Source organism: Actinoplanes lobatus, from assembly GCF_014205215.1.
In the GTDB taxonomy this organism is placed as follows: domain Bacteria; phylum Actinomycetota; class Actinomycetes; order Mycobacteriales; family Micromonosporaceae; genus Actinoplanes; species Actinoplanes lobatus.
This window is the reverse complement of the sequence record NZ_JACHNC010000001.1, coordinates 3,392,483-3,416,759: the sequence shown is the minus strand read 5'-3', so window position 1 is coordinate 3,416,759 and position 24,277 is coordinate 3,392,483. Positions and strand designations below refer to the sequence as shown.

23 protein-coding genes, 2 tRNA genes and 1 rRNA gene are annotated in these 24,277 nt (G+C 65.4%); 12 read left to right on the top strand and 14 right to left on the bottom strand.

Translation table 11 applies throughout. The annotated features are described in order from the left end of the window. Nucleotides 1–271: 271 nt before the first annotated feature. Nucleotides 272–1,788, bottom strand: a 16S ribosomal RNA gene (locus BJ964_RS15930). A 593-nt stretch (nucleotides 1,789–2,381) separates the two neighbouring features. Here BJ964_RS15930 and BJ964_RS15925 point away from each other — a divergent pair. Further along, nucleotides 2,382–2,597 carry a hypothetical protein gene (locus BJ964_RS15925; protein WP_188121392.1) on the top strand — a complete coding sequence of 72 codons (216 nt, stop codon included), beginning with the start codon at nucleotides 2,382–2,384 and terminating at the stop codon, nucleotides 2,595–2,597. Nucleotides 2,598–3,201: 604 nt separating this feature from the next. Here BJ964_RS15925 and BJ964_RS15920 read toward each other — a convergent pair. The 6 genes from BJ964_RS15920 to BJ964_RS15895 form a co-directional block, all read right to left on the bottom strand. Continuing rightward, entirely contained in the window at nucleotides 3,202–4,014 is an 813-nt protein-coding gene (locus BJ964_RS15920; RefSeq protein ID WP_188121391.1) for a carbon-nitrogen hydrolase family protein, read from the bottom strand. Between the two features lie 114 nt (nucleotides 4,015–4,128). Beyond that, nucleotides 4,129–5,424: an ATP-dependent Clp protease ATP-binding subunit ClpX gene (gene clpX / locus BJ964_RS15915; protein WP_188121390.1), complete on the bottom strand. Its 1,296-nt coding sequence runs from the start codon at nucleotides 5,422–5,424 to the stop codon at nucleotides 4,129–4,131. 217 nt (nucleotides 5,425–5,641) lie between these two features. Further along, nucleotides 5,642–6,298 carry an ATP-dependent Clp protease proteolytic subunit gene (locus BJ964_RS15910; RefSeq protein ID WP_188121389.1) on the bottom strand — a complete coding sequence of 219 codons (657 nt, stop codon included), beginning with the start codon at nucleotides 6,296–6,298 and terminating at the stop codon, nucleotides 5,642–5,644. A gap of 11 nt (nucleotides 6,299–6,309) precedes the next feature. After that, nucleotides 6,310–6,945, bottom strand: coding sequence for a ClpP family protease (locus tag BJ964_RS15905; protein WP_188121388.1), 636 nt, complete (start codon nucleotides 6,943–6,945; stop codon nucleotides 6,310–6,312). A gap of 205 nt (nucleotides 6,946–7,150) precedes the next feature. After that, nucleotides 7,151–8,494 (bottom strand): trigger factor, encoded by a 1,344-nt coding sequence (gene tig / locus BJ964_RS15900; RefSeq protein ID WP_188121387.1) that lies wholly within the window; start codon nucleotides 8,492–8,494, stop codon nucleotides 7,151–7,153. A 36-nt stretch (nucleotides 8,495–8,530) separates the two neighbouring features. Then, a tRNA-Pro gene (locus tag BJ964_RS15895) sits at nucleotides 8,531–8,604 on the bottom strand. Between the two features lie 130 nt (nucleotides 8,605–8,734). Here BJ964_RS15895 and BJ964_RS15890 point away from each other — a divergent pair. Continuing rightward, nucleotides 8,735–8,805: transfer RNA gene (locus tag BJ964_RS15890), tRNA-Gly, on the top strand. An 80-nt stretch (nucleotides 8,806–8,885) separates the two neighbouring features. Here BJ964_RS15890 and BJ964_RS15885 read toward each other — a convergent pair. Genes BJ964_RS15885 through BJ964_RS15875 form a run of 3 tightly spaced genes read right to left on the bottom strand, consistent with a single transcriptional unit; the run spans nucleotide 8,886 to nucleotide 10,218 of the window. Further along, complete coding sequence (locus tag BJ964_RS15885) at nucleotides 8,886–9,062, bottom strand: hypothetical protein (protein WP_188121386.1); 177 nt, start codon at nucleotides 9,060–9,062, stop codon at nucleotides 8,886–8,888. 8 nt (nucleotides 9,063–9,070) lie between these two features. After that, on the bottom strand, nucleotides 9,071–9,967 hold the full coding sequence (locus BJ964_RS47950; RefSeq protein WP_188121385.1) for a tyrosine-type recombinase/integrase: 897 nt from the start codon (nucleotides 9,965–9,967) through the stop codon (nucleotides 9,071–9,073). Nucleotides 9,968–9,996: 29 nt separating this feature from the next. Next, nucleotides 9,997–10,218: a hypothetical protein gene (locus tag BJ964_RS15875; RefSeq protein WP_188121384.1), complete on the bottom strand. Its 222-nt coding sequence runs from the start codon at nucleotides 10,216–10,218 to the stop codon at nucleotides 9,997–9,999. A 342-nt stretch (nucleotides 10,219–10,560) separates the two neighbouring features. Between BJ964_RS15875 and BJ964_RS15870 the strand changes: the two genes are divergently transcribed. From BJ964_RS15870 to BJ964_RS15860, 3 genes are all read left to right on the top strand, one after another. Then, nucleotides 10,561–11,805 (top strand): IS256 family transposase, encoded by a 1,245-nt coding sequence (locus BJ964_RS15870; protein WP_188121383.1) that lies wholly within the window; start codon nucleotides 10,561–10,563, stop codon nucleotides 11,803–11,805. A gap of 289 nt (nucleotides 11,806–12,094) precedes the next feature. Continuing rightward, nucleotides 12,095–12,859, top strand: coding sequence for a GntR family transcriptional regulator (locus BJ964_RS15865; protein WP_188121382.1), 765 nt, complete (start codon nucleotides 12,095–12,097; stop codon nucleotides 12,857–12,859). A gap of 8 nt (nucleotides 12,860–12,867) precedes the next feature. Next, a complete protein-coding gene (locus BJ964_RS15860; protein ID WP_188121381.1) occupies nucleotides 12,868–13,533 on the top strand; it encodes a YdcF family protein in 666 nt (221 codons plus the stop codon). A gap of 46 nt (nucleotides 13,534–13,579) precedes the next feature. Here BJ964_RS15860 and BJ964_RS15855 read toward each other — a convergent pair whose 3' ends face one another. After that, nucleotides 13,580–15,364: an AAA family ATPase gene (locus tag BJ964_RS15855; protein ID WP_188121380.1), complete on the bottom strand. Its 1,785-nt coding sequence runs from the start codon at nucleotides 15,362–15,364 to the stop codon at nucleotides 13,580–13,582. Between the two features lie 444 nt (nucleotides 15,365–15,808). Here BJ964_RS15855 and BJ964_RS47335 point away from each other — a divergent pair, with 444 nt between their 5' ends. After that, nucleotides 15,809–16,264 (top strand): hypothetical protein, encoded by a 456-nt coding sequence (locus tag BJ964_RS47335; protein ID WP_188121379.1) that lies wholly within the window; start codon nucleotides 15,809–15,811, stop codon nucleotides 16,262–16,264. Nucleotides 16,265–16,832: 568 nt separating this feature from the next. On the opposite strand, the gene BJ964_RS15845 is transcribed toward BJ964_RS47335, so the two are convergent. The 3 genes from BJ964_RS15845 to BJ964_RS15835 all read right to left on the bottom strand — a co-directional run bounded on the left by BJ964_RS15845 (nucleotide 16,833) and on the right by BJ964_RS15835 (nucleotide 19,486). Then, nucleotides 16,833–17,003, bottom strand: coding sequence for a hypothetical protein (locus tag BJ964_RS15845; RefSeq protein ID WP_188121378.1), 171 nt, complete (start codon nucleotides 17,001–17,003; stop codon nucleotides 16,833–16,835). A gap of 122 nt (nucleotides 17,004–17,125) precedes the next feature. Next, nucleotides 17,126–18,067, bottom strand: a complete 942-nt coding sequence (locus BJ964_RS15840; protein WP_188121377.1) for a hypothetical protein — start codon at nucleotides 18,065–18,067, stop codon at nucleotides 17,126–17,128. 285 nt (nucleotides 18,068–18,352) lie between these two features. Next, nucleotides 18,353–19,486 carry a carbohydrate-binding protein gene (locus BJ964_RS15835; protein ID WP_188121376.1) on the bottom strand — a complete coding sequence of 378 codons (1,134 nt, stop codon included), beginning with the start codon at nucleotides 19,484–19,486 and terminating at the stop codon, nucleotides 18,353–18,355. A gap of 149 nt (nucleotides 19,487–19,635) precedes the next feature. Between BJ964_RS15835 and BJ964_RS15830 the strand changes: the two genes are divergently transcribed. The 6 genes from BJ964_RS15830 to biuH all read left to right on the top strand — a co-directional run bounded on the left by BJ964_RS15830 (nucleotide 19,636) and on the right by biuH (nucleotide 24,272). Continuing rightward, complete coding sequence (locus BJ964_RS15830; RefSeq protein WP_188121375.1) at nucleotides 19,636–19,932, top strand: hypothetical protein; 297 nt, start codon at nucleotides 19,636–19,638, stop codon at nucleotides 19,930–19,932. Nucleotides 19,933–19,957: 25 nt separating this feature from the next. Continuing rightward, entirely contained in the window at nucleotides 19,958–20,275 is a 318-nt protein-coding gene (locus BJ964_RS15825; protein WP_188121374.1) for an ArsR/SmtB family transcription factor, read from the top strand. Next, nucleotides 20,272–20,778 carry an SRPBCC domain-containing protein gene (locus BJ964_RS15820; RefSeq protein WP_188121373.1) on the top strand — a complete coding sequence of 169 codons (507 nt, stop codon included), beginning with the start codon at nucleotides 20,272–20,274 and terminating at the stop codon, nucleotides 20,776–20,778. Before BJ964_RS15825 ends, BJ964_RS15820 begins: the two co-directional genes overlap by 4 nt. Nucleotides 20,779–20,831: 53 nt before the next feature. After that, a complete protein-coding gene (locus tag BJ964_RS15815) occupies nucleotides 20,832–21,467 on the top strand; it encodes a GntR family transcriptional regulator (RefSeq protein ID WP_188121372.1) in 636 nt (211 codons plus the stop codon). Between the two features lie 100 nt (nucleotides 21,468–21,567). Further along, on the top strand, nucleotides 21,568–23,553 hold the full coding sequence (locus tag BJ964_RS47945) for an allophanate hydrolase (protein WP_229806855.1): 1,986 nt from the start codon (nucleotides 21,568–21,570) through the stop codon (nucleotides 23,551–23,553). Beyond that, on the top strand, nucleotides 23,550–24,272 hold the full coding sequence (gene biuH, locus BJ964_RS15805) for a biuret amidohydrolase (protein WP_188121371.1): 723 nt from the start codon (nucleotides 23,550–23,552) through the stop codon (nucleotides 24,270–24,272). Before BJ964_RS47945 ends, biuH begins: the two co-directional genes overlap by 4 nt. The last annotated feature ends 5 nt before the right edge of the window (nucleotides 24,273–24,277 follow it).

Genomic DNA, 24,277 nt, shown 5'->3' with positions numbered 1-24,277 from the left:
GCCTGGCATTGAAAAACAACCACCCATATCTCAGGGCGCCGGCAAACCGGCTAGTTAGGGTTGTTCTTTCAGATACCCAACAGGGTGCTATCTTTTGTCGCCAGAATCCAGCCGCACCGACCCGCGTTCCACGCCACCCGAAGGCAGCCGTACTTGCTGAAGCCGGCCGTTGCCGGAACTGACTAGCCAGTGTCTCCGCCTGTGAGCTCCTCACCAACACATTCGGCTGGTGCAGGATTTCTGTCCGCTTTCGCGGAAGAATGCTCCTTAGAAAGGAGGTGATCCAGCCGCACCTTCCGGTACGGCTACCTTGTTACGACTTCGTCCCAATCGCCAGCCCCACCTTCGACGGCTCCCTCCCTTACGGGTTAGGCCACCGGCTTCGGGTGTTGCCGACTTTCGTGACGTGACGGGCGGTGTGTACAAGGCCCGGGAACGTATTCACCGCAGCGTTGCTGATCTGCGATTACTAGCGACTCCGACTTCACGGGGTCGAGTTGCAGACCCCGATCCGAACTGAGACCGGCTTTTTGGGATTCGCTCAACCTCACGGTCTCGCAGCCCTTTGTACCGGCCATTGTAGCATGCGTGAAGCCCTGGACATAAGGGGCATGATGACTTGACGTCATCCCCACCTTCCTCCGAGTTGACCCCGGCAGTCTTCGATGAGTCCCCGCCATTACGCGCTGGCAACATCGAACGAGGGTTGCGCTCGTTGCGGGACTTAACCCAACATCTCACGACACGAGCTGACGACAGCCATGCACCACCTGTGCACGACCCCGAAGGACCCCCCATCTCTGGAGGATTTCCGTGCATGTCAAACCCAGGTAAGGTTCTTCGCGTTGCATCGAATTAATCCGCATGCTCCGCCGCTTGTGCGGGCCCCCGTCAATTCCTTTGAGTTTTAGCCTTGCGGCCGTACTCCCCAGGCGGGGCGCTTAATGCGTTAGCTGCGGCGCAGAAACCCGGAGAGGGTCCCCACACCTAGCGCCCAACGTTTACAGCGTGGACTACCAGGGTATCTAATCCTGTTCGCTCCCCACGCTTTCGCTCCTCAGCGTCAGTATCGGCCCAGAGACCCGCCTTCGCCACCGGTGTTCCTCCTGATATCTGCGCATTTCACCGCTACACCAGGAATTCCAGTCTCCCCTACCGAACTCTAGCCTGCCCGTATCGAATGCAATGTCAGAGTTGAGCCCTGAGATTTCACATTCGACGCGACAAGCCGCCTACGAGCTCTTTACGCCCAATAAATCCGGACAACGCTCGCGCCCTACGTCTTACCGCGGCTGCTGGCACGTAGTTGGCCGGCGCTTCTTCTGCAGGTACCGTCACTTGCGCTTCGTCCCTGCTGAAAGAGGTTTACAACCCGAAGGCCGTCATCCCTCACGCGGCGTCGCTGCATCAGGCTTCCGCCCATTGTGCAATATTCCCCACTGCTGCCTCCCGTAGGAGTCTGGGCCGTGTCTCAGTCCCAGTGTGGCCGGTCGCCCTCTCAGGCCGGCTACCCGTCGTCGCCTTGGTAGGCCATTACCCCACCAACAAGCTGATAGGCCGCGAGTCCATCCCAGACCGAAAAACTTTCCACACAGACTTCATGCGAAGCTGTGTCGTATTCGGTATTAGCCCCCGTTTCCGAGGGTTATCCCAAAGTCCAGGGCAGGTTACTCACGTGTTACTCACCCGTTCGCCGCTCGAGTACCCCGAAGGGCCTTTCCGCTCGACTTGCATGTGTTAAGCACGCCGCCAGCGTTCGTCCTGAGCCAGGATCAAACTCTCCAACAAAATCTGTTGAACAATCGTCCCGGCAACATAAAAGTTGCCAAAGGAATCCTCAACCCGTCCGAAGACAGGCCGGGGTATTGCCATAATTGGCACTGGCTTATCAAGCACCCTGTTGAGTTCTCAAAGAACAACCGCACATCGAATTAGAGCCCGTTAAGACCCGTCTTCAAGGCAACTGCTCGTATAGTACCCGGTCGTTTTCGCCAGACAGAATCCAGGGACCCTGTCGACAACGCCCAAGTGTTTCTCCGCGATGCAGAGAAGTGGCTCTGGTAGACCGGCCGACGATCACTTGAATGATCAGCCCGCCCGGCTCTCTACCGGCTTTGCAACTCTACCCGGCCGGCTTCGCGATCGCAAATCCAATTTCTTGGATCCTTGCCGCACCACCCGGGCGCCGAGTCCGAGCATATCTCGCTCTCGACCGCCTTCGGGGCACCTTCCGGATTGTCACTTTCGTGGCTGTCCGTACCGGTTTCCCGCTTGCAGAGAGAAAGTTACGCGACCCATGCGGGTGACCGCAAATCGACGCTCATGCCTGCGGAAGCGGCGAGGCCGCACACGACGCAGCCATCCCATGACAGAGTGGCTTCATGGCCACTCCCCCGACACTGGCGGCCGACGCGGTCCTGGGCCTGCTCGTCCCGCTCTGGCAGTGGGCGATCGGCCTACTTGTGCTGGTCACGGTCATGCTGTCGGCCCGGAAACTGTTGATGCGCGGTCCCACGCGCATGGGCGGCGCACTACTCCTCGCGGGCGCCGCGGTGGTCGCTCTGACCGCGATCAGCTATCTCATGGAAAGTTTGTGACGCCGGATACAACTCCCCGCCGCAGACTTTTGGTGCCCTTCCTACCGGTTCCCGCGCCTTCTCCCCGCAGGCCCGATCCTCCGCCACACCGAACCGCAGCCAGCGCGCCGACGCCTCGCAGAACCGCGGACAGCACGCCGGCCTGAGGCAGAACCGCAGCCAACACGGTCGACCTGACACAGCACGCAGTCAGAACGCCGTGGCCTAACGCGGAACCGCAGCCGACACGGTCGACCTGACACAGAACGCAGTCAGAACGCCGGCCCTTCGGGAACCACGCTCAGCACGCCGGCCCGCAGTTCGCGCCGGCTCCTCGTAGCACCGCGGCCAACACGTCAGCCTGACGAGGATCCGCAGTCAACGGCAGCCCTTCGTAGGGCCGCGGTCAACGCGTCACCCCACACAGAATCCGGTCAGCGCATCGCCCCGCGTACCAGATCCGTGGGGTTTGCAGTGAGATCCGATGACGCCGACCAGGGCCGCGGCGGCGGCGAGACCCTCGACTGGCTCGCGGCGGGGCTCAGCTGATCCGGACCGAGGCCGCAGTGGTGCTCGACCTGATTTCGCCAGGAGTGACGTAACCGGGTCCGCGACCGGGAGCTGCTCAGCGGAGCGGGAAAGTCTCCATCCGCCGGTTGGCGAGGCTGGGCAGCTCGGTGCGGATGGTTTCCAGGCGATCGAGGTCGAGGTCCGCGAAGGTCACGCCGACGGTGTCCGGGGCCTGGGCCAGGACGGTCCCCCACGGGTCGATGATCATGCTGCGGCCGAAGCAGGTGCGGCGCGGCTCGTGGTCGCCGATCTGGCCGGCCGCCAGCACGAAGCACTGGTTCTCGATGGCGCGGGCGCGCAGCAGCACCTCCCAGTGGTCCCGGCCGGTGTGCAGCATGAAGGCGGCGGGCACGACCAGGATCCGGGCGCCGGCGATGGCGAGGGCCCGGTACAGCTCGGGGAAGCGGAGGTCGTAGCAGATGGTCAGGCCGAGGGGGACGCCGTCGACGTCGGCGACGACCGGGTCGGTGCCGGGCGCCACGGTGCGGGACTCCTGGTAGGAGATGCGGCCGGCGATCTCCACGTCGTACAGATGGATCTTGCGATAGGTCGCGGCGAGGGTGCCGTCCGGGGTGAAGAGCAACGATGTGTTGAAGGTGCGGCCGGCGTCCGGGCCCTTTTCGTGGAACGAGCCGGCGTGCACCCAGAGGCCGAGCTCCCCGGCGGCCTTCGCGAAGAAGGCGGCGAACTCGCCGTCGACCGGCTCCGGTCTCGGGGCGTCGGCGGAGTGGCCGAGGAAGTCGACATACTCCGGCAGGATCGCGAGCTTCGCGCCGCCGGCGGCGGCGCGCTCGAGAAGATCACGAGCGGCGGCCAGGTTGTGGGCACGGTCTTCGCGGGAGTTCAGCTGGCAGACGGCGACGCGCATAAATCGAAGGGTACGGCGACCCGCGCCGCTTCGTGACCATCCGCGGCCGCTGAAGCACACTCGCCGTCGCCCGGGCTGGGCGACGGCGAGTGGGACGAACTGAGGGTCAGCCGGTCAGGCTGACTTCTCCTCGCGCTCGGGACGGCGACGACGGCCGCCGCCGAACTCGCGCGGGACGATCGTGGGAATCACGTTCTCCACGACGACCTCGCGGGTGATCACGACCCGGGCGGCGTCGGGGTTGCTGGGCACCTCGAACATCACGTTCTGGAGGACCTCCTCCATGATCGCCCGGAGACCACGGGCACCGGTGCCCCGCAGCATGGCCTGGTCGGCGATGGCCTCCAGCGCGCCCTCGTCGAACTCCAGCTCGACGCCGTCGAGCTCGAAGAGGCGCTGGTACTGCTTCACGTAGGCATTCCGCGGCTCGGTGAGGATCTTGATGAGAGCGTCACGGTCGAGGTTGCGGACGGTCGTGATGACCGGGAGACGGCCGATGAACTCGGGGATCAGGCCGAACTTGAGCATGTCCTCCGGCATCACCCTGCTGAAGATGTCGTCGGTGTTCCGCTCGGAGATCGACCGGAGGCGGGCGCCGAAGCCGACACCGCTCTGCCCGACCCGCTGCTCGATGATCCGGTCCAGACCGGCAAAGGCGCCGCCCACGATGAACAGCACGTTCGTCGTGTCGATCTGGATGAACTCCTGGTGCGGGTGCTTACGGCCGCCCTGGGGCGGGACGTTCGCCACCGTGCCTTCGAGGATCTTCAGCAGGGCCTGCTGCACGCCCTCACCGGAGACGTCGCGGGTGATCGACGGGTTCTCGCTCTTACGGGCGATCTTGTCGACCTCGTCGATGTAGATGATGCCCTGCTCAGCGCGCTTGACGTCGTAGTCCGCCGCCTGGATGAGCTTCAGCAGGATGTTCTCGACGTCCTCGCCGACATAGCCGGCCTCGGTGAGCGCTGTGGCGTCCGCGATCGCGAACGGCACGTTGAGCATCCGGGCCAGGGTCTGCGCCAGGTGCGTCTTACCGCAACCGGTGGGGCCGATGAGCATGATGTTGGACTTGGCCACCTCGACATCGCTGCCCGCACCGGGAGCACCGTTCGACTCGGCCTGGATCCGCTTGTAGTGGTTGTAGACCGCGACGGAGAGTGCCCGCTTGGCCTGCTCCTGACCAACCACGTAGTTGTCCAGGAATTGGCAGATCTCCATCGGCTTGGGAAGCTCTTCCCACTTCACCTCGCCGGTCTCAGCCAGCTCTTCTTCGATGATCTCGTTGCAGAGGTCGATGCACTCGTCGCAGATGTAGACCCCGGGGCCCGCGATGAGCTTCTTGACCTGCTTCTGCGACTTCCCACAGAAGGAGCACTTGAGTAGGTCGCCACCGTCGCCGATCCGTGCCACCTACGTTCTCCCTGCGTTCATTGGCCGGCCATCAACCGGACCTTGTACGAGGACGGAATGCCTCGTTGCCATCTATCGTCCGCCGACCCGCGTAACTGAGGCTGCAGACTCGACGTTACCCGCAAAGGGGCTGTTCTCCGACCCCCCAAAACGGGCGTGTCAGGGGTCGGCCAGTCTAGCGCTCGCCGGCCGGCCCCCTGACACCGCGGACCCCGGGTCAGACCCCGGCCGTCTGCAGGCTCTTCTTGCGGGTAGCCAGGACGACGTCGACCAGGCCGTACTCCTTGGCCTCGTCGGCCGTCATGATCTTGTCGCGGTCGATGTCCTTGCGGACCTGCTCGATCGGCCTGGAGGAGTGGTGCGCGATCAACTCCTCCAGCTGGGTACGCATGCGCATGATCTCGCGGGCCTGGATCTCGATGTCCGAACCCTGGCCGTAGCCACCCTCGGTGGCCGGCTGGTGGATGATGATCCGTGAGTGCGGGAGCGCCATCCGCTTGCCCGGGGTGCCGCCGGCGAGCAGGACCGCCGCGGCGCTGGCCGCCTGACCCAGGCAGACCGTGCTGATGTCGGGGCGCACGTACTGCATGGTGTCGTAGATGGCGGTCATCGCGGTGAACGAGCCACCGGGCGAGTTGATGTACATCAGGATGTCGCGGTCCGGGTCGGTGCTCTCCAGCGTCAGCAGCTGGGCCATCACGTCGTTGGCCGACGCGTCGTCCACCTGCACGCCGAGGAAGATGATCCGGTCCTCGAACATCTTGTTGTAGGGGTTGGACTCCTTGATGCCCCACGAGGTGCGCTCGGAGAACGAGGGCAGCACGTAGCGGTTGTGCACCGGAGCGAACCCGGGAGGCATGGAAAGGTCGGTCATGGGTCAGCTCCTCAGTTCAGCGTTCCGGCACCGTCGGGAACCTGCGTGGCCCCGGTGATCACCTTGTCGATGAAGCCATAGTCCTTGGCCTCCTCGGCCGTGAACCAGCGGTCCCGGTCGAAGTCTGCCGCGATCTGCTCCTGGGTCTGACCGGTGTGAAACGCGATCCGCTCCTGGAACATCCGCTTGGTGTAGAGCATCTGCTCGGCCTGGATGGCGATGTCGGCCGCGGTGCCGCCCATGCCACCGGACGGCTGGTGCATCATGATCCGGGCATGCGGCAGGGCGAAGCGCTTGCCCGGCGTCCCGGAGCAGAGCAGGAACTGCCCCATCGAGGCGGCCATGCCCATCGCGACAGTCTGCACGTCGTTGTCGATGAACTGCATCGTGTCGTAGATGGCCATACCCGAGTAGACAGAGCCGCCCGGGGAGTTGATCCACAGGTGGATGTCGGCCTCCGGGTCCTCGGCGGAGAGCAGCAGCAGCTGAGCGCAGATGCGGTTGGCGCTCGCATCGGTCACCTCACTGCCGAGGAAGATGATCCGCTCCCGCAGCAGCCGATTGAAGACCGAGTCGTCGAGGTTGCCACTCAGGGTTTCGCCACCGCGCCGCGACACGGGCCCGGTGGGGATGTGGAGATCGGTCATGGCAGCCCTTCACAGCTTGCTGTGTCGGCCGATGGTCCGGCCGGCAGGTTGTCCGTCGTACGACCAACCTAACTGGTCGGATGCGCATCAGCTTCCCGCTCGGGCAGGTGTTCGCTGACAGCGCATCGCGTGGCCGTACCCCCGGAAAAGACAACGGCCACCGCGCACCCGAAAGGGATGCGCGGTGGCCGGCCAGGCACTCAGATCAGTGGTTGTGACCCGCGTGGTCATCCTCGGTGCGCAGGTCGTCCAGCGAGAGCGTGTTGCCCTCGGAGTCCTTCATCGTGACCTGCTCCATGACCGACGCGAGCGCCTTGCCCCGGCGCACGTCCCCGAAGACGGAGGCCGCGGCGCCCGAACGCACCAGCTGGTCGTAGTACTGCTGGGGCTGCATCTGGGCGCGCTGCGCCCGGTGCACGATCTCGTGACCGAACTCGTCGTCGGTGACCTGGACGTCCTCGGCGTCGGCGACGGTGTCGAGCAGCAGCTGGATCCGGACGCCCTCCTGGGCCGCCTCGGTCAGCTCCTGGTCGATCTGCTCCTCGGTCTTGTCCTCCGAGGCGAGGTAGTCGGCCAGGGTCGCGCCGATCCGCTCGAGCTGGTCGGTCATGGCCTGCTTGCGGCCCTCGACCTCGTCCTTCACGACACCCTCGGGGGCCGGGATCTCGGCCGCCTCGACGAGCTGCTTGAGCGCCTCGTCACGGGCCGCGTAGATCTGCTCGACCTTCTTGACCCGGCTGAGGCGGGTGCGGAGGTCCTCGCGGAGCTCGTCAAGGGTGTCGAACTCGCTCGCCAGCTGGGCGAACTCGTCGTCGACCTCGGGAAGCTGCTTGTCCTTGACGGTCTTCACGGCGACCTTCACCTCGGCGTCACGGCCGGCGAAGTCGCCGCCCACGAGCTGGGTCGTGAAGGTGGCCTCCTCGCCGGCGGAAAGGCCGACGAGCACCTCGTCGAGGCCCGGAAGCAGCTGCTTGCTGCCGACCTCGTGGGAGATGTTGGTGGCCGAGCCGCCGGGAACGTCCTCGCCGTCGACCGTCGCGTTCAGGTCGAGCTGGACGTAGTCACCCTCCGCAGCCGCGCGCTCCACGGTCTTCAGCGTGGCGAAGCGCTCGCGCAGGCCGTTGACCTGCTCGTCGATCTCGTTGTCACCGATCTCGACGGCCGGAACCGTCACGGTGATCGCGGAGAGGTCCGGCACGGTGATCTCCGGGCGGACGTCGACCTCGGCCGTGAACTTCAGCGGCGCGTTGTCGGCGAACTCGGTGATCTCCACCTCCGGGCGCCCGAGGGTCTTGACCTCGTGCTCCTGAACCGCGGCGAGGATCTGCTGTGGGATCGCCTCCTGGACGGCCTCGTTGAGCACCGCGCCCCGGCCGACACGCTGGTCGATCACGGCGGCGGGAACCTTGCCCTTGCGGAAGCCCGGCACCTGGACCTGCGCGCCGATCTCCCGGTACGCCTTCTGCAGGCTCGGCTTGAGCTCCTCGAACGGCACCTCGATGGCGAGCTTCACCCGAGTCGGGCTCAGAGTCTCGACGGTGCTCTTCACAGGCGTACTCCTTGTTGCTGCGGATGTTGGTATCAGTCGGGGTGGCGGGATTTGAACCCACGGCCCCTCGCTCCCAAAGCGAGTGCGCTACCAAGCTGCGCCACACCCCGTGGCGACGGCCAGTGTATGCGGTCCGCTTGCCTGCGTGTGCGCTGGAGTCACCTGCTGGGGAATCCGGTTCGCGCGGACGGGAGATGATTCAGTAAGCTGTGCACGAGCCCCGAGCTGATCGGGGATCACGCGGGCGTAGCTCAATGGTAGAGCCTCAGTCTTCCAAACTGATTACGCGAGTTCGATTCTCGTCGCCCGCTCCGCCACGAAGGCCCAGGTCAAGACGATATCGTCGACCTGGGCCTTCGTCGTTCACCCGCCCGGATGATCTTGCGTGCCATTAGGCGTCCGGGTTGGTGTCCCGTCGGCGCTTGCCCGGCTTGCCGCCGCGGGCTGTCGGCTTACTGCGCTTCGTGCTCCTGGTGATCCGCTTGTCCACGCTGTCGGCGATCTCGCGGTCCCGCTCCTTGGTGGCGTGCTGGTAGATCAGGGCCGCCCGCATGCTCGCGTGGCCCATCCGGTGCATCAGCTCGCGCGTGCTGGCACCGCTTTGCCGGTGTGCCGGAGGTCATGGAAGTGGAAACCCGCTGGCATCCCCGCGTCCGCCAGCACCTTCGACCACTTCACCGCCCGCCGGAAGTTGCCGGTTCGCAAGGGCATGTCCTTGTCGCCGGTGAAGACCAGCGCCTCCGGGTCCGCGCCGGTGAACTCGCCCAAGTGGCCGGTCAGGGCCTTGCAGGCCACTGCCGGAAGAGCGACGACCCGGATGCCTGCCGCCAGACCCGACTTCAAAGCCGCCAACTTCCGGGGTACGCGTACGGTCCCGGCTGCCGAGTCGATGTCGCACCGCCGGAGGCCGAAGAACGCAGCGACAGTGATCAACGCCACGTATCGGGGCGGCATCTGCTCGGCGAGCGCGAGGACCTGGGCAACGGTGGCGACCGGGCGCTCCGGGGTTTGGTACCGGTCGCACGGGTTCTGCTTCAGAATCTCGTCCTCCCGCACGGCGGTGTTGAGGATCGCCCGGAGCAGCGAGTAGGACTTCACGGCCTGCGGTTCCGTCGTGCCGCCGGCCAGCAGCTCGCCCAGCGGCAGGTGGTCGAGGGCTCGATGTGCAGGCGGAACCGGTCCTCGTAGTTCTCGCGGGTGCGCGGCTGGAGCTTGCGGTGGTGCCGAGCTTCGGGTCATGCGGGTGGTGCCGGTCTCCACACTCGCAGGGCACCACGTAGGAGCACCGGGCCAGCGTCTCGGCAGGCAGTCGTAGCGGCCGAATACTCGCAGCGCGACCCGCCGGAGACCGCACGGGTCCTCCTCGCCGCAGACAGCGCAACAGCCGTCCGCGCTCGGCGCGGTGTGCCGGTCGAGCTGTTCCTGCGTGTAGTCGAGTTGCTCCAGGACAGCAGCGGTCAGGATGACGGTCATCGGTTGGTCCCCGCTCGTGGACCGCCGGGTCAGGGCTGGAGGCGACGAAGACCGTCCTTACGGACGAAGATCTCCCAGCGCTCTATGGCACGGCCCGCGTCATCCAGGACGTAGCCGGACAGCCACGCCCACCCGGCGTAGGTCGGTTTCGGACTCACTGAGATCACCCGGAACACCAGGCGCCGCCCATCGGCGAACTGCACCGAGGCTTGACCGTTGACGAGCAGGACCTCACCTGGACGCGGGCTCACAGCTTCTCCAGGTTGGGGGCACCAGGGCCAGCGGGTGCGAACACCAACAACTGCCCCGGTGCCCGGCTCATGAGGCCGCCGCCACCAACGCGCCGCTTCCGCCGCAGTCCATGCAGGAGCGGCGAGGCGTCACACGCGAATCCCGGCACGACTGGGCCAGCGTCCGCAAAGCGGTCCGGTGAGTCGTGTGCTTCCATCCGCGACCCGCACAGGCTCGGCATTCCGCGGACGCCAACGGGTCACGTCCACCGAAGTGGTGTATGACTCGGACTTCCCGGGACGAAAGAGGCGGCCACCGCAGATCCTTCGGATTGCTTGAAGATCACGAAGGAGAGACCTGCGATGGCCGCAACAGAGAGTTTGAACGTCGCTGACCTGCTGGGCCAGCACCTGGAATCGGCGAGCCCTGATGTACTGCGGGCGATGGTGAAAACCTTCGCTGACGCGTTGATGTCCGCCGAGGCCGATGCTCTCTGCGGCGCCGGCTACGGCGAACGCAGCGCCGAGCGGGCCAACTCACGCAACGGTTACCGGCAGCGCGAGTGGGACACCCGGGCCGGCACGATCGAGCTGGCGATCCCGAAGCTGCGTTCCGGTTCGTACTTCCCGGACTGGCTGCTGCAACACCGGCGCCGGGCCGAGCAGGCCCTGGTCAGCGTGGTCGCGACGTCGTACCTGCTCGGGGTGTCGACGCGGCGGATGGAGAAGCTGGTCGAGCAACTCGGCGTCAAACAGCTGTCGAAGAGTCAGGTGTCGGAGATGGCCCGGCATCTCGACGCCCAGGTCGAGGCGTTCCGCAACCGGCCGCTGGACGCCGGCCCGTACACGTTCGTCTGGACCGACGCCCTGGTCATCAAGGTCCGCGAACACGGCCGCACGGTCAACGTGCACGCCCTGGTCGCGGTCGGCGTCAACGCCGACGGCGGCCGCGAGGTCCTCGGCCTCGACGTCGCGTCCGACGAGGACGGCGCCGGCTGGCTCGCCTTCCTACGCAGCCTGACCGCCCGCGGACTGTCCGGCGTCCGCCTGATCATCTCCGACGCCCACCGCGGCCTCGTCGGCGCGATCGGCGCCGCGCTGCCCGGCGCCCAGTGGCAGCGCTGTCGCACCCACTACCTGCGCAACCTCTTGTCACGCGTCCCGAAGAGTGCGCAGCCGTGGGTCGCCACCCTGGTCCGCACCATCTTCGACCAACCCGACGCCATCGCCGTCAGCCAGCAGTTCGACCGCGTCCTCGGCACCATCGCCGAGAAGTTCCCGGCCGCGGCCGAACACCTCGACGACGCCCGCGCCGACCTGCTCGCCTTCACCGCGTTCCCCCGCGAACTGTGGCGCCAGATCTGGTCGAACAACCCGCAGGAACGGCTGAACAAGGAGATCCGCCGCCGCACCGACGTCGTCGGGATCTTCCCCAACCGCGACGCGATCATCCGGCTCGTCGGCGCGGTCCTGGCCGAACAGACCGACGAATGGGTCGAAGGCCGCCGCTACATGGGCCTGGAGATCCTCGGCAAAGCACGGCTGACCAGTATCAATACCGACGGACACGACACCGAAATCATCGAAACGACCGCAATCGCCGCATAAGATCAACACACACGGATCAGCGCTGGCCGCCTCTTACACCACGCCAGCGGACGTGACCCGCCAACGCTGGGGCTACCAGCTCGACCGTGGCGCGGACAGGCGGGACCGAGGATGCTCCGGAAACGTTCGGAACTTCGGTGCCGCCGAGCATCGGATCCCCCAAGCGAAGGCATTAGAGCTAGCTCTATATGACAGAACAAGTGACCGTCACGTCAATAGGGCTAGCTCTAATGCCGGACGCTCCGACACACTTGCTGGTAGAAGTAGCTCTAGGCTTGGAGGAACGAGAGTGGGCATCGGGTACCGGGAGCTGGCCTCACTCCTACGCCAAGCCATCCACCAAGGCGACTTCCCCGAGGGCAGCACATTGCCCCGGCAGGAAGAGATCGCGGAGACGCACGGCGTCAACATCAAGACCGTCCGCCAGGCCGTTCGAGTCCTTGAAGCCGAAGGACTCGTGACGCCCGTGCGCCGACGGGGCACCGTGGTCCGGCCACGGGTCGCGATGAAGCGCCTTGGCATCGACCACTACGCGAAGAGCAAGTGGAAGTCAGGACTCGTCGCGTTCGCCGCCGACCGGGAAGCCACCGGACGGGCATGGAAACCGGGCGACCAGACCAACGAGGTCCGGACAGTCGAAGCCGACGCGGAAATCGCCGAAGCTCTCGGCCTCAAGCTGGGCGAGCCCGTCTACGAACGCGCCCAGCTCGTCAAGGAAGCCGACGTCCCGACTCACACGCTCACCAGCTACTACCGGTCCGAAGACGTGGCCGGGACGATCCTCGTCGACCCGACGCCAGGGCCGGCCGGGCGCGGTGGCGGCTTCGCCATCCTCACCGAGCGCGGCTTGGAGCCGGACAGCATCACGGAGACGGTTCGTGCTCGGATGCCGACCCCGGAAGAAGCTGAACTCCTCCAGCTCCCGGCCGGCGAACCGGTGATGATCCTTCACCGCACAACGTTCACCAGCAGCGGAAGGCCGGTCGAGTTCGCCCGCGGTGTCCACGCAGCCTCGCGCTTTACGTGGTCATACGCCTTCAAGATCCCCGACTGAGAGAAGACATGACCACAGCTCCCGCCACCATCCCGACCGAGCACCGCGAGGACGTCGAGCGTCTGTGGAACTACCACAACATGGGTCACGAGATCCGGCCCGCCGACGTCGGTATCGGGCTCGGCAGCCACGACCTGGGCGTAGCGAAGATCGCGACCGAGCTGTACTTCAAAAAGATGTACCCGTGGCTGGTGTTCACCGGCGCCAACGCCCCCACAACCATCGAGACGTTCCCGCGAGGCGAAGCCATCCACTACCGCGAGTACGCCATTGAAAACGGCGTGCCCGCTGACGCGATCCTCGTCGAGACACAGGCCAGGAACACCAGCCAGAACATCGAATTCACTCGGGCAGTCCTGGACGAGCAGGGAATACAGGCGCGTTCCGTCATCCTCATGTCCCGCCCCTACCAGCAGCGACGCGCCTACGCCACTTGCAAGAAGATCTGGCCCGAGGTCGAAGTCACTTGCGCCTCACTCCCACTCCCCCTTGACGAGTACGTTGCCAGCATCGGCAATCCGAGGAAAGTCATAGACATGCTTGTCGGCGACACCCAAAGAATCGAAAAGTACGCCGCACTCGGGTTTGCCATCCCTCAGCATGTTCCCGATGAGGTCCGGACTTCCTTCTCTCGCCTGACCCACGCCGGATATGTCAGTCGACTGATTAAATAGTCGCACCTCCCTAACCAACTGACATCCCGCGAAGGCCGCTTCAAAATCAAAGACCATTAGCGGATCGAATAAAGCTAACCATCGCCTTCACCCTACTTCCCAGATCGAAGCGGTTTAGGTCTGAAATAGTTTGAGTTCTGCAAACCTCATGAGCAATACGAACTTTGTCGACGCGAGCCTTCGCAGCGTATCGCACCTGCAAGGGGTTCTCCCAAGGGCCGCCACTATAATCCAGTTCAGCCTTGGGGTGGATTGAGGTAACAGCCATCGCCAAAACCGCTGGATCCACATAGTTTTCAATAGTTCGACATCCCGTCACCCATGCAAATCCGGGATACGACGGATCATTAAATTGATCCCGCACTCGAATCTTAGTTGCATTCAACCGACCGCGCGCCGACGTCTTGTCGCTGTCAATCATGATAGCGATATTTCGATTCAGTCGGCGCAGTGAGATAAACTCCGAAACCTCGGCATCATCGGCGCTCAGATGATTCAGAAGTCTTCCGCCATAAAACATGATAGAGAAGTGAATTCCTTCGATTAGACTGGAATCGAAGAGTCCGATCCACCTTAGAAGGTAAATGCGATCGGAAGGACCCTCAACCCAAATTGCACTATTCACTTGAAGAAGGTCGGATGGCCTATATCCGAGGTCCGCACAGATACCTGAGAGGCGAGCAGGACTTCCAGCAGGGTCCACTCTAGTCCCAGTATCAGATTGCTGAATGTGGAAAACGGTCCCACGAGCAGAATCAAGCAAATGCGCCGAATGAGTGGAAACTACGTACTGATTATCGGTCTCGGCCGCAAGATAGCGCAGAAGCTTCCGCTGAAGTAGAGGGTGCAGGTGCACCTCGGGCTCCTCAATGCAAACAAGTGAACGACGAAGGAGCGTCGCCGCAGAGGCCAGGATAACAACCTGATGAATTCCCGTTCCCAGATGTTCCAGTGGGAGGATTATTCCGCCCCGGTTGACAAGGATGGTGTCCGCGCCGTAGGGGATCTCCAAACGCGCACTGTCGTCATCCAAAACGTTTCGCAGGAAGCGATTTATGGCCTCAAATCGTTCCTTGTCCTGCTGCCTATCGATTGCCGGCCTCTCAAGCCGCTGCAAACTCTTGACTAGCCCGTTACCATTCGAATCCACAATCTCCTTACCGTCCTGCACAACATCGCTAGAGCGGATTTGACGGAAAGCCTCCACCACCTCAACCTTAGGTAGCAGGTTCATTAGGTTGAACCGACCTAGCCAGGTCATCACATTGTCAACCACATTGTTTGACGAATTGTTAAACAAAGACAGCGACGCATCGTGAAGCATCGCCGCCCTACGTCCGGCAAACGACTTATTCGCAATCTCCTTGGCTTGCGCCCGATCAAGCGCCCACACTCCCCAAGAATTTCGGCCTTGATCATTGAGCACAAACCTAAACCAGTAGAGGCCATCCTCCTGCGACCTTACAGGGCCGTCCGGAAAAAGATCGGCAGCGATCCGCTCGAACGTCTCCAGCTCCGCACGTCGATCCAAGCTCGCCGCAAGACTCTCTGCCGAAAGTAAGCCTTTTTCAAAGCCGATCGCCAGTTTGAAGCCTGGGCCACGCGGCACACCAACCGGAAGATCCAGGTCCTCCGGCGCAAAACGACCTGAGCTTAAGTAGCTGTGCAGAAAGCGAATTATGTTCGACTTTCCCGCATTGTTCTGCCCTGCAAGAATGGTAACTTTCCCCATAGGTGCAACCTTCTGCGGATCACCAAAGAAGCTCCGATATCCTTGCATTGAAAACCCAGACAATAGGACATCCGAAGGGCTCACTCCCCGATCAACCATGGGCGCATCATAGGGCCGCCGCTACAGAGATGACTCACAGACAGGCCGGATTGCACGTTCCTATTTCCAGGGATCGTCGCGCCTGCACTTTCCTGCACAATTCAGGCGAGATGCGGGCAATGACTCACTATCCACCGCGGCCCGCTCGATCCTGCTAGGCATCAGTCATAAGAGTCGGCGAAGTATCTAGTCACACTCGCTGCTCGACACGGAAGTTGCTGCCGAATTGATCTCTCTTGGATCAAGGCGCCACGCAAGCGCGGCGCGGCCGGCGCACTCGGCCTGCTGGCGGCCTCCGGCCGGAATCGGCCGGCACGCCGCCCAGTCCTCTGGCACGTCAGCGATCCGATGGGCTCTCCGGGGAATGAGTACGCAGACGTCGGGAGGGCCGTCAGCCCGTTCAGGACGGCGCTGGAGCGGGCGGGCGCGTGGCAGGATGCATCGGTGGTCGACATCTATGAACTGCTGCCCCGCGAGCGCTCGCCTGTCGATTACCGCAACCTCGTCAGTGACCCACGGATTGATCAAGAAGGCTTGCGGCAGCTAGGTCAGAACCCGTTTCCGTTCGTCCGTAGCGCTGTGGCCCGGTCCCCGCTCGCCGACGCGACCACACTGGCCGCTGTCTCTCTCGACGGGCTGGACCGGTGGACTCGGAACAGCATCTTGATCTCGATAGCGCGACACCACAACGCGGATCGGTCCACGCTGCTAGGAGTGTTGCGTAAGACCTGCGCACTGCTCAACCAGCCGGACGAACGCCCCTTCGCAGCGGCGTTGGCGTTGGCCCGACGCACGGAACTCAGCGAGATCGAGGTGCTTGACCTCATCGACCAGCCCAACGCTTCACGGAGGATGGCTCGTGGTGTCCGTCGCGCGCTGGCTGGGCGCGAGCCTCGTTAGCTGGGGCGGTCCTGCTTGACGCCTGCTCTCTCACGGAACGCGAGCAGGTCGAGGGAGTGTGGCATCCGGATCGGCGGATTCGCTTCGCTCATGGCGACCACGCCCTGAATGGATCCTCGACGGATCGCGGCATCGATGAAGTGCTGTGTCCTTGGCGCCAAGGACTCCCATGTCAGTCGTGCCTCGCACATGCTGCAAGGGGTGTTGGCGCGGGCGGAGTCGGCGACCTGGCAACGCGTATCGCAGGTCGGACACTGATAGGCGTACACGTGTCGATGATGTGACCCGCGTACCGGGCCGAGCAACGGATATCCAGAGACCGCGATGCCTTGGACGTGCACCGGGCTACTGCAGCGGCTCAGGTCCGTGATGGGTCGCGCTGAGGTTGCTGCCGCGCCGCTTCGCGGCTTGCCACCGGCTCGGGTGGTCACCGTGAGCGGGACGTTGCGGCGAAGGCCGAGCACCGCGGACCGTGCCAGCGGCGTGCCATCTCACCGTGCCATCGGTGGGCTCCAGAGGTCATGATCGGATAGTCGGGTAGGGCCTCTGAGCAGGCAATCCGGGCGGATCACGACAGCCGGAAGCGATCTTCCGAACTGATTACGCGAGTTTGGTTCTCGTCGTCCGCTCTTGTGACGACGGCCCAGGTCAGAGGACCTGGGCCGTCGTCGTTTCGGCCCTTGGCGTCGAAGGCGTTCTCCTGCGGCAAGCAGCGCAGCGCGCTGATCGCCTCGTCCATCAGGACTGTGCCGAGCCTGATCCGCTCGACCGTCTCGGCACGGTGTTCGGCCGGCGGCAGGGCGGCGCCGACCGTACGATCAGCGTCTGGTCGACCGCGGTCGACCGCGGCTGGCCGGCGCCTCAGTCGTCGTCCTCCAGATTGGCGCGGGCGTAGTCCCGGCATTCCACGAAGAAGTCCATGTCGCCCCAGGGTGATTTCATGATCCAGTCGTCCTCGATCACGTCGAAGATGCTGGACGCCGACGGGAACTGGCCGGTGAAGGTCAGCGCGAAGGCGAAGTTGTTCCAGACGATCGGGGTGAGCAGCGTCTCCTGGTAGTCGTCGTGGAAGACGGAGAGCTGCGACGCCTGCCAGATGTCTTCGGCGACGTCGTCTCGTTCGAGATAGTCGTTGCCGCCGTTGCCGCGCCGGTTCTCCAGGTGGGCGAGGACGACGAGGGTCGGGATGTGGGTGCCGGGGCAGGCGGCGGCGCGCTCGCGGGCGAACGCGAACATCGCCTCGGTACTGCCGCCCCATTTCGGCATCAGGCCCTCCAACATCTGGACGTGGCCGAAATAGTGAGTGGGGTCGGCCGCGATCAGACCGTCGAACCGGCGTCGGCGCTCCTCCTCGGGCAGGTCGCGGGCACGGCCGAGGGTGATCAGATATCGCCAGGCGTCGGCGTTGTCCGGCTCGCGGTCCACCACCTCGTCGAGGCAGTCCTCGGCGCGGCGAAGGCGGTCGAACCATAGTTTCGCCGCTTCCTCACTCACCGTGTCGCCCCAGCCGGTACCGCGCGCCTCCCACGCCCAAGAGATGTATCGGGCGCCCTGGACCAGCAGTGGCAACGTCGAATCCGGCTCGTCCCGGACCGGGCCGGTGATCCACTCCTCCAGGCCGGGATTGCCACCGGTGAGGCTCAGGTAGTAGGAGCGATTCTCCGGATCAGGGGTGGCGAGGACCTCGCGGGTGGTTCCCCAGTCGCGTTTCAGCAGTGCCTCGGTCAGCCGGGCGGCGTCGGGATCGCCGAGAAGGCTACAGAACTCCGGGGCGGCGGGGGCGGCCTCGCGCCGCTTCTTCATAGACCACACGACCGGTGAGCGTAGGGCTCGCCAGACCGTCCCGGAAGACTCCTCACTTTCGGCGCCCCGGTTGACAGGTGGCCAGATAGCCACCGAGGCGCTGGCCGACCCGGGCCGCCGGTCGGCGTCGCCAGGCACCTCCGGGTACTCGAAGAGGCGGGTCTCGTCGTCGTGCGCCGGTGTTCGATTCTCGTCGCCTACTCCGCCACGAAGGCCCAGGTCAAAGACGGTATCGTCGACCTGGTCCTGCGCCGTCCATCCCGCGGGGATGATCTTGATTCTGGATCAGTGCCCGAAACGGAACCAGTCGATGTTGGCGTACTCCTCGGTCTGGTTGCTGGTGAACGTCAGATAGACGGTGTGTACCCCGGTAGTCGGCTGGATCGTCATGGAATAGGTGGTGAAGGTGAACCAGTCCCCGTTGTTGGGGATGGTCATGCTGCCGATCGGAGCGTTGGAACGACTGTCCAGGCGTACCTCAACCTCGCCGGTCCGCTTCTCCGCGGCGAAATTGGCGGCACTGATCAGCAGTTTCCTCGCCGGGGTCGCGGTGAACCCGATGTTGTCATAACGGACCCAGTCGCCCGACGTGATGAATCCGATGTGCACACCGGATCCCACCTGGGCGGGCTCGGTCTTGATGCCGTTCTGCTCGTCGAATTTCTCGGCCTCGATGACGCTGTAGGCGGTCGCGTTCTCCACGGGGGATTTCGGCGTGGAGGTGGCAGGTTTCTTCGGCGGCTGGCTGGCCGTTGAACCGCGCGGCCGGGATGACCCTGGTGTTACCGAATCCACGGTCTGGATGTTGTCGAGCGGTTCGAAGGGCGGACCGGTGCCCTCCGGCAACTGCGCCGCTGGACCGGGCAGGCTGGGGTCGTCATCGGGAAGGCCGGATGGGAGCCAGCCGGCGACGATGTCGGCGCCGGCGGGCCTTGCCTCCGGCCGGGCGGTCGAGTCCTTCGTCAGGGCCACCACCAGGATGCCGGCGACGACGGTGACCACCGTGGACGCGGCGATGATCCAGTGCCGTTTCCAGCTTGTCCGGCCGGCCGGCCCACTGGCCACTACGCTGCCGGCGGGCGATGCGCCAGGTGCCTTGACCGGCGGTATCTCACCGTACGCCGCGCTGGCGGTGGGCTCGGGCCGTCGTGTTGCGGCAGCCGGAACGGGCCCACCGCTCGCGTTGATGTCGCCCGGTGCCCATCGGTGCGTGCCCTCGTGGGGGTTGCCCGGCTGCTCCGGGGATGGGGTGGACTGCCGTTTCTCCGCCTCAACGACGTACGGCCGAATCAGCGGAGCCTGCTGGCGTTCCTCCACCGCGGTGCATTCCCTTCGTCGGCCGGCTCGCGGCGTTGCGGCGGCCTCGGGCCGTTCGCGCGTATGGGGCTTAGTGATCGTAAAGGGAAGATCATCGGACACCAAATTCACCCCAGGCAATGTTTGATTCATAAACTTTGCTATTTGAATTGCCGCGGGGCACTGCCCGGAATCGCGTCTTCCAAGCCTGAGATCGCCGCCTTACGCGGATGCCCGTCAGGGCACCCTCGCCGCCGTGATCGACGCGGCGGGTGTTCGGACCCGGGCGGTTCGCGCTCGCGTACGGTCAGTCGTCGCGGCCGGTGTCGTCATCCTTCTTCCGGGCCCAGTCGCGCAGGATCGGTCCCGCCGAGGATCCCGCGGACGGTCTCCCGATCCCGTTTCCGCAGCGCATCACGCGGGCTTTCGGCATCCTCGTCGAGGAAGCGGCAGAACTCTGGCGCCTCTTCCTCGGCGGCGCCCTCCCTTTGGATGGCCACACGGCGCAGAACTTGGGGGTCGCCGACCAGCTTCGAAAGATCGACATCTCGGTTCCGGTTGACAGGTGACCAAATGGTCACCTAACTTAGCGTTATGACGGACGACGACCGGGTGTTCAAGGCGCTGGCCGACCCGAGCCGCCGGTTCCTGCTCGACCTGCTCTTCGCGCGTGACGGCCGCACGCTCACCGAGCTGGAGTCCGAGCTGGAGATGACCCGGTTCGGCGTCGCCAAGCACCTGCGGGTGCTCGAAGAGGCGGGTCTCGTCGTCGTGCGCCGGTCGGGGCGGGAGAAGCTGCACTTCCTCAACCCGATCCCGATCCGGCAGATCCACGACCGGTGGATCGACAAGTTCACCGAGCAGCACGTGACCGCATTGATCGATCTCAAGCAGACTCTGGAGGAGTCATGAGCGACACCAAGGTCTTCCGCATCTGGATCAAGGCGCCGGCCGACAAGATCTGGACGGCCATCACCGACCCGGAGTGGACCGCGAAGTATGCGTACGCCGCCCCGCAGTTCTACGAGCTCAAGAAGGGCGGCCGGTTCTACTCGACGGCCACCGAGGAGATGAAGGCGTACGCGGCCACCGGTGGGTTCGAACTGCCCGAGACCATCATCGACGGCGAGGTGCTGGAGGCGGAGCCGCCGCGGCGCCTGGTGCAGACGTGGCGGATGCTCATGGACCCGTCCACCGCGGCCGAGCCGTTCACCACGCTCACCTACGAGATCGAGGACTCCGGTCCGGGCGTCTGCCGGGTCACCATCACCCACGAGCTGACCGGCGCGCCGGCCCACTCCGCGATGGTGTCCGGGAGCCCAGACGCCGGCGCCGAGGGTGGCGGCGGCTGGGCCTGGGTCCTCAGCGACCTCAAGTCCCTGCTGGAGACCGGCAAGGTCATGGCCGGCTCGTAACAGCCGTCGGGGCCAGCCCGTGCCCACACGGCACGGGCTGGCAGACTTGCCGCGTGAGCGACGGGGAGTTGGAGACCTACAGTCTCGTCCAGCTCGCCGTCGACCGGCTGCGGCGGGACATCCTGAGTGGCCGGACCGATCCGGGCGAGCGGCTGGTCGAGGAGCAACTGACCCGCCGGCTCGGGATCAGCCGGGCGCCGCTGCGGGAGGCGATGCGACTGCTGGCCGAGCAGGGCCTGATCGAACACATCCCGCGGCGGGGCGCCCGGGTGGCCACCCTCTCCGACGACGACATGCGTGAGCTGTACGAGGTGCGCGACGTCCTGGAGCGGCACGCGGTCACCAGCACTCCCGCGGCGCCCGACCTGACCCGGCTGCGTGCGGCACTCGACACGATCCGTACGGCGACGGCGACCAACGACCGCCTGGAACTGGCCAACGCGCACCGGCGGTTCCACGTCGAGGTGGTCGCGCTGAGCGGGAACCGGCAGCTCACCGCCCTCTACGAGTCGATCCTCGTACGCATCCAGCTGTTCATGGCGGTGAACATGCGGCGTGAGGCCGAGACCGCCCGTGCGGTGGACGGGGTGTTGCGGCACGAACGGCTGTTCGCGGCGGTCGAGACCGGCGCCACTGCGGAGATCCTGGAAGCGCTGGGTGCGCACGGTGCGCGGACCTACCTGAACTGAGTCGGGCTTTCATCCGGTACGAGGGCTTTGATAGCCCCGGGAAATCGGGCCGTTACGTGATGCAGGTCTCACTGAAACAGAATTGTCGACAATCGACGATGTGGATGTACACGCAATCGTCGATGCGGTCCTCGCGGCGCCGGTGCCGGACGGGGTCTGGATCAGCCGGTTCTCCGCGGCCGAGCTGCACGAGCAGGCCCGCCGGGTGGATCCGGCCGCGCCCCTCGCCGGGGTCACGTTCGCGGTCAAGGACAACATCGACGTCGCGGGGCTGCCGACCACCGCGGGATGTCCGGACTTCGCCTATACGCCGGATCGGGACGCGCCGGTGGTGCGGCGGCTGCGAGCGGCCGGCGCGATCGTGGTCGGCAAGACCAACCTGGACCAGTTCGCCACCGGGCTGACCGGGGCGCGGTCGCCGTACGGGGCTCCGGAAAGCGTCTTCGGAGGCGGTCTGATCTCCGGCGGGTCCAGCTCGGGATCGGCGGTCGGGGTCGCGGCCGGAACCGTGGACTTCTCGCTCGGCACCGACACCGCGGGGTCCGGGCGGGTGCCGGCCGCACTGAACGGCATCGTCGGGATCAAGCCGACCCGGGGCCTGCTCAGCACGCTCGGGGTGGTGCCGGCGTGCCGGTCGCTCGACTGTGTCTCGATCTTCGCCCGGGACACCGCGCTGGCGGCGCGGGTGATGCGGGTGGCGCGTGGGCGGGAGCCGGCCGATCCCTGGTCGCGGGAAGGACGACGGCCGGCAACGGTCCGAATTCGGGAAGGAAGACGGCCGGCGACGGTCCGAATTCGGATCGGCCTGCCCGGAGTGCTCGACTTCTTCGGCGACAGCGGCCAGGAGAAGGCGTTCGCCCGCTTCGCCGAGGCAGTCACCGCGAGGGCCCAGGGCACCAGCGCGACAACCGAAGAACCCACCGCGATAACCCGGAGCACCAACGCGACAACCGAAGAACCCACCGCGATAACCCGGAGCACCGACGCGACAACCGAAGGACCCACCACGGGAGAGCGAGAGGCCGCCACGAGCAGGGCGGTGGCCAACGCAGGCGCTGAGGGCATCGGTGCGGAAGCCACAGGGATCGCCGAGGGCTTCGAGGTGGTCGGCGGGGTGGAGATCGGAGCGCTGCTGGAGGCCGGGGATCTGCTCTATCGCGGGCCCTGGGTGGCGGAGCGGCTGGCCGATCTCGGCGACTTTCTGGCCGCTCACCCCGAGTCGGTGTTGCCGGTGACCCGGCGGGTGTTGGAGGGCGGGTTGGCGTTCACCGCGGCGGACGCCTTTCGAGCTCAGCACCGGCTACGGGAGTTGCGGGCGGCCGCCGAGCGGATGTGGGAACGAATCGACGTGCTGGCGCTTCCCACGGTCGGGACGACGTTCACGCACGCCGAGATCGCCGGAGACCCGATCGGGCGCAATCTCGTGCTGGGCCGGTACACGCAGTTCGCGAATCTGCTGGACATGGCCGCGGTGACGATCCCGAACGGGTTCGCCGGGGACGGGCGTCCGGCCTCGGTGACGCTGTTCGGGCCGGCCTTGAGCGACGACCTGTTGATGGAGCTGGCCCACACACTCACCGGCGCGGCAGAAGCCGAGAAGGCCGGCCGCGAAGCCGGGGAGACCAGCGGCGAAGCCGGGGAGACCGGCCGCGAGACCGGGAATGCCGGCGGCAAAGCCGAGGAGACCAGCGGCGAAGCCGACGGGATGACCGTCGCGGTGGTGGGGCTGCATCTGAGTGGGGAACCGCGCAACGGGGAGCTTCGCGAGCGCGGCGGCACGCTGCAGATCGTGACCAGGACCGCGCCCTGTTACCGGATGTACGAGCTGCCGTCGGGTGCTCCCGGGCTGGTCCGGGTCGCGGATGGTGGCGCCGCCATCGAGATCGAGCTCTGGCGGCTGCCGGCCGCCCAGGTGGGTGGCTTCCTCGCGGGCATCCCGGCGCCACTGTCGCTGGGCCGGCTCGTGCTGGAGGACGGCGCCGAGGTGACCGGATTCCTCTGCGAGGCGTACGCGGTGCGCGGCGCCCGGGACATCACCGCCAGCGGCGGCTGGCGGAATCACCGCTCGAAGGGAGCTGACTCATGACCGCACGCATCGGGCCGGTGCGGGCCAACCCGTACGCCTGGCCGTACGACGGCTCGGTCCCGGTGGACCGGACCGCCCTGCTCTGCATCGACTGGCAGACCGATTTCTGTGGCCCCGGCGGCTACGTCGACAGCATGGGCTACGACATCGAGCTGACCCGGGCCGGGCTGCCGGCCACCGCGAAACTGTTGTCGCACGTCCGTGAGCTGGGCATGCTCGTCATCCACACCCGGGAGGGCCACGATCCGGACCTGTCCGACCTGCCGGCGAACAAACGGTGGCGGTCGAAGCGGATCGGGGCGGAGATCGGCGGTCAGGGACCGTGCGGCCGGATCCTGATCAAGGGCGAGCCGGGTTGGGAGATCGTGCCCGAGGTGGCTCCGGCGCCGGGCGAGGTGGTGGTCGACAAACCCGGTAAGGGCGCCTTCTATGCGACGAATCTGGACCTCGTCCTCCGTACCCATGGAATCTCGCATTTGATCTTGACTGGAATCACCACGGACGTCTGCGTGCACACGACCATGCGCGAGGCCAACGACCGGGGTTACGAGTGCCTGATCCTGAGCGACTGCACGGGGGCCACCGATCCGTCCAACCACACCGCCGCCCTGCACATGGTCACCATGCAGGGCGGTGTCTTCGGCTGCGTCGCCACTTCGGACGACGTGATAGCGGCAACCCATCCAACCGCCCCACCCACCACCCGAAAAACGGACTGAAGGCG

Excerpts from the sequence above, each read along its gene's own strand:
- BJ964_RS15925 (WP_188121392.1), top strand. The coding sequence starts at position 2,382 with ATGGCCACTCCCCCGACACTGGCGGCCGACGCGGTCCTGGGCCTGCTC.
- BJ964_RS15920 (WP_188121391.1), bottom strand. The coding sequence starts at position 4,014 with ATGCGCGTCGCCGTCTGCCAGCTGAACTCCCGCGAAGACCGTGCCCAC.
- BJ964_RS15910 (WP_188121389.1), bottom strand. The coding sequence starts at position 6,298 with ATGACCGACCTTTCCATGCCTCCCGGGTTCGCTCCGGTGCACAACCGC.
- BJ964_RS15905 (WP_188121388.1), bottom strand. The coding sequence starts at position 6,945 with ATGACCGATCTCCACATCCCCACCGGGCCCGTGTCGCGGCGCGGTGGC.
- BJ964_RS15885 (WP_188121386.1), bottom strand. The coding sequence starts at position 9,062 with ATGGGCCACGCGAGCATGCGGGCGGCCCTGATCTACCAGCACGCCACC.
- BJ964_RS47950 (WP_188121385.1), bottom strand. The coding sequence starts at position 9,967 with ATGACCGTCATCCTGACCGCTGCTGTCCTGGAGCAACTCGACTACACG.
- BJ964_RS15870 (WP_188121383.1), top strand. The coding sequence starts at position 10,561 with ATGGCCGCAACAGAGAGTTTGAACGTCGCTGACCTGCTGGGCCAGCAC.
- BJ964_RS15860 (WP_188121381.1), top strand. The coding sequence starts at position 12,868 with ATGACCACAGCTCCCGCCACCATCCCGACCGAGCACCGCGAGGACGTC.
- BJ964_RS15855 (WP_188121380.1), bottom strand. The coding sequence starts at position 15,364 with ATGGTTGATCGGGGAGTGAGCCCTTCGGATGTCCTATTGTCTGGGTTT.
- BJ964_RS15845 (WP_188121378.1), bottom strand. The coding sequence starts at position 17,003 with ATGGACGAGGCGATCAGCGCGCTGCGCTGCTTGCCGCAGGAGAACGCC.
- BJ964_RS15840 (WP_188121377.1), bottom strand. The coding sequence starts at position 18,067 with ATGAAGAAGCGGCGCGAGGCCGCCCCCGCCGCCCCGGAGTTCTGTAGC.
- BJ964_RS15825 (WP_188121374.1), top strand. The coding sequence starts at position 19,958 with ATGACGGACGACGACCGGGTGTTCAAGGCGCTGGCCGACCCGAGCCGC.
- BJ964_RS15820 (WP_188121373.1), top strand. The coding sequence starts at position 20,272 with ATGAGCGACACCAAGGTCTTCCGCATCTGGATCAAGGCGCCGGCCGAC.
- biuH (WP_188121371.1), top strand. The coding sequence starts at position 23,550 with ATGACCGCACGCATCGGGCCGGTGCGGGCCAACCCGTACGCCTGGCCG.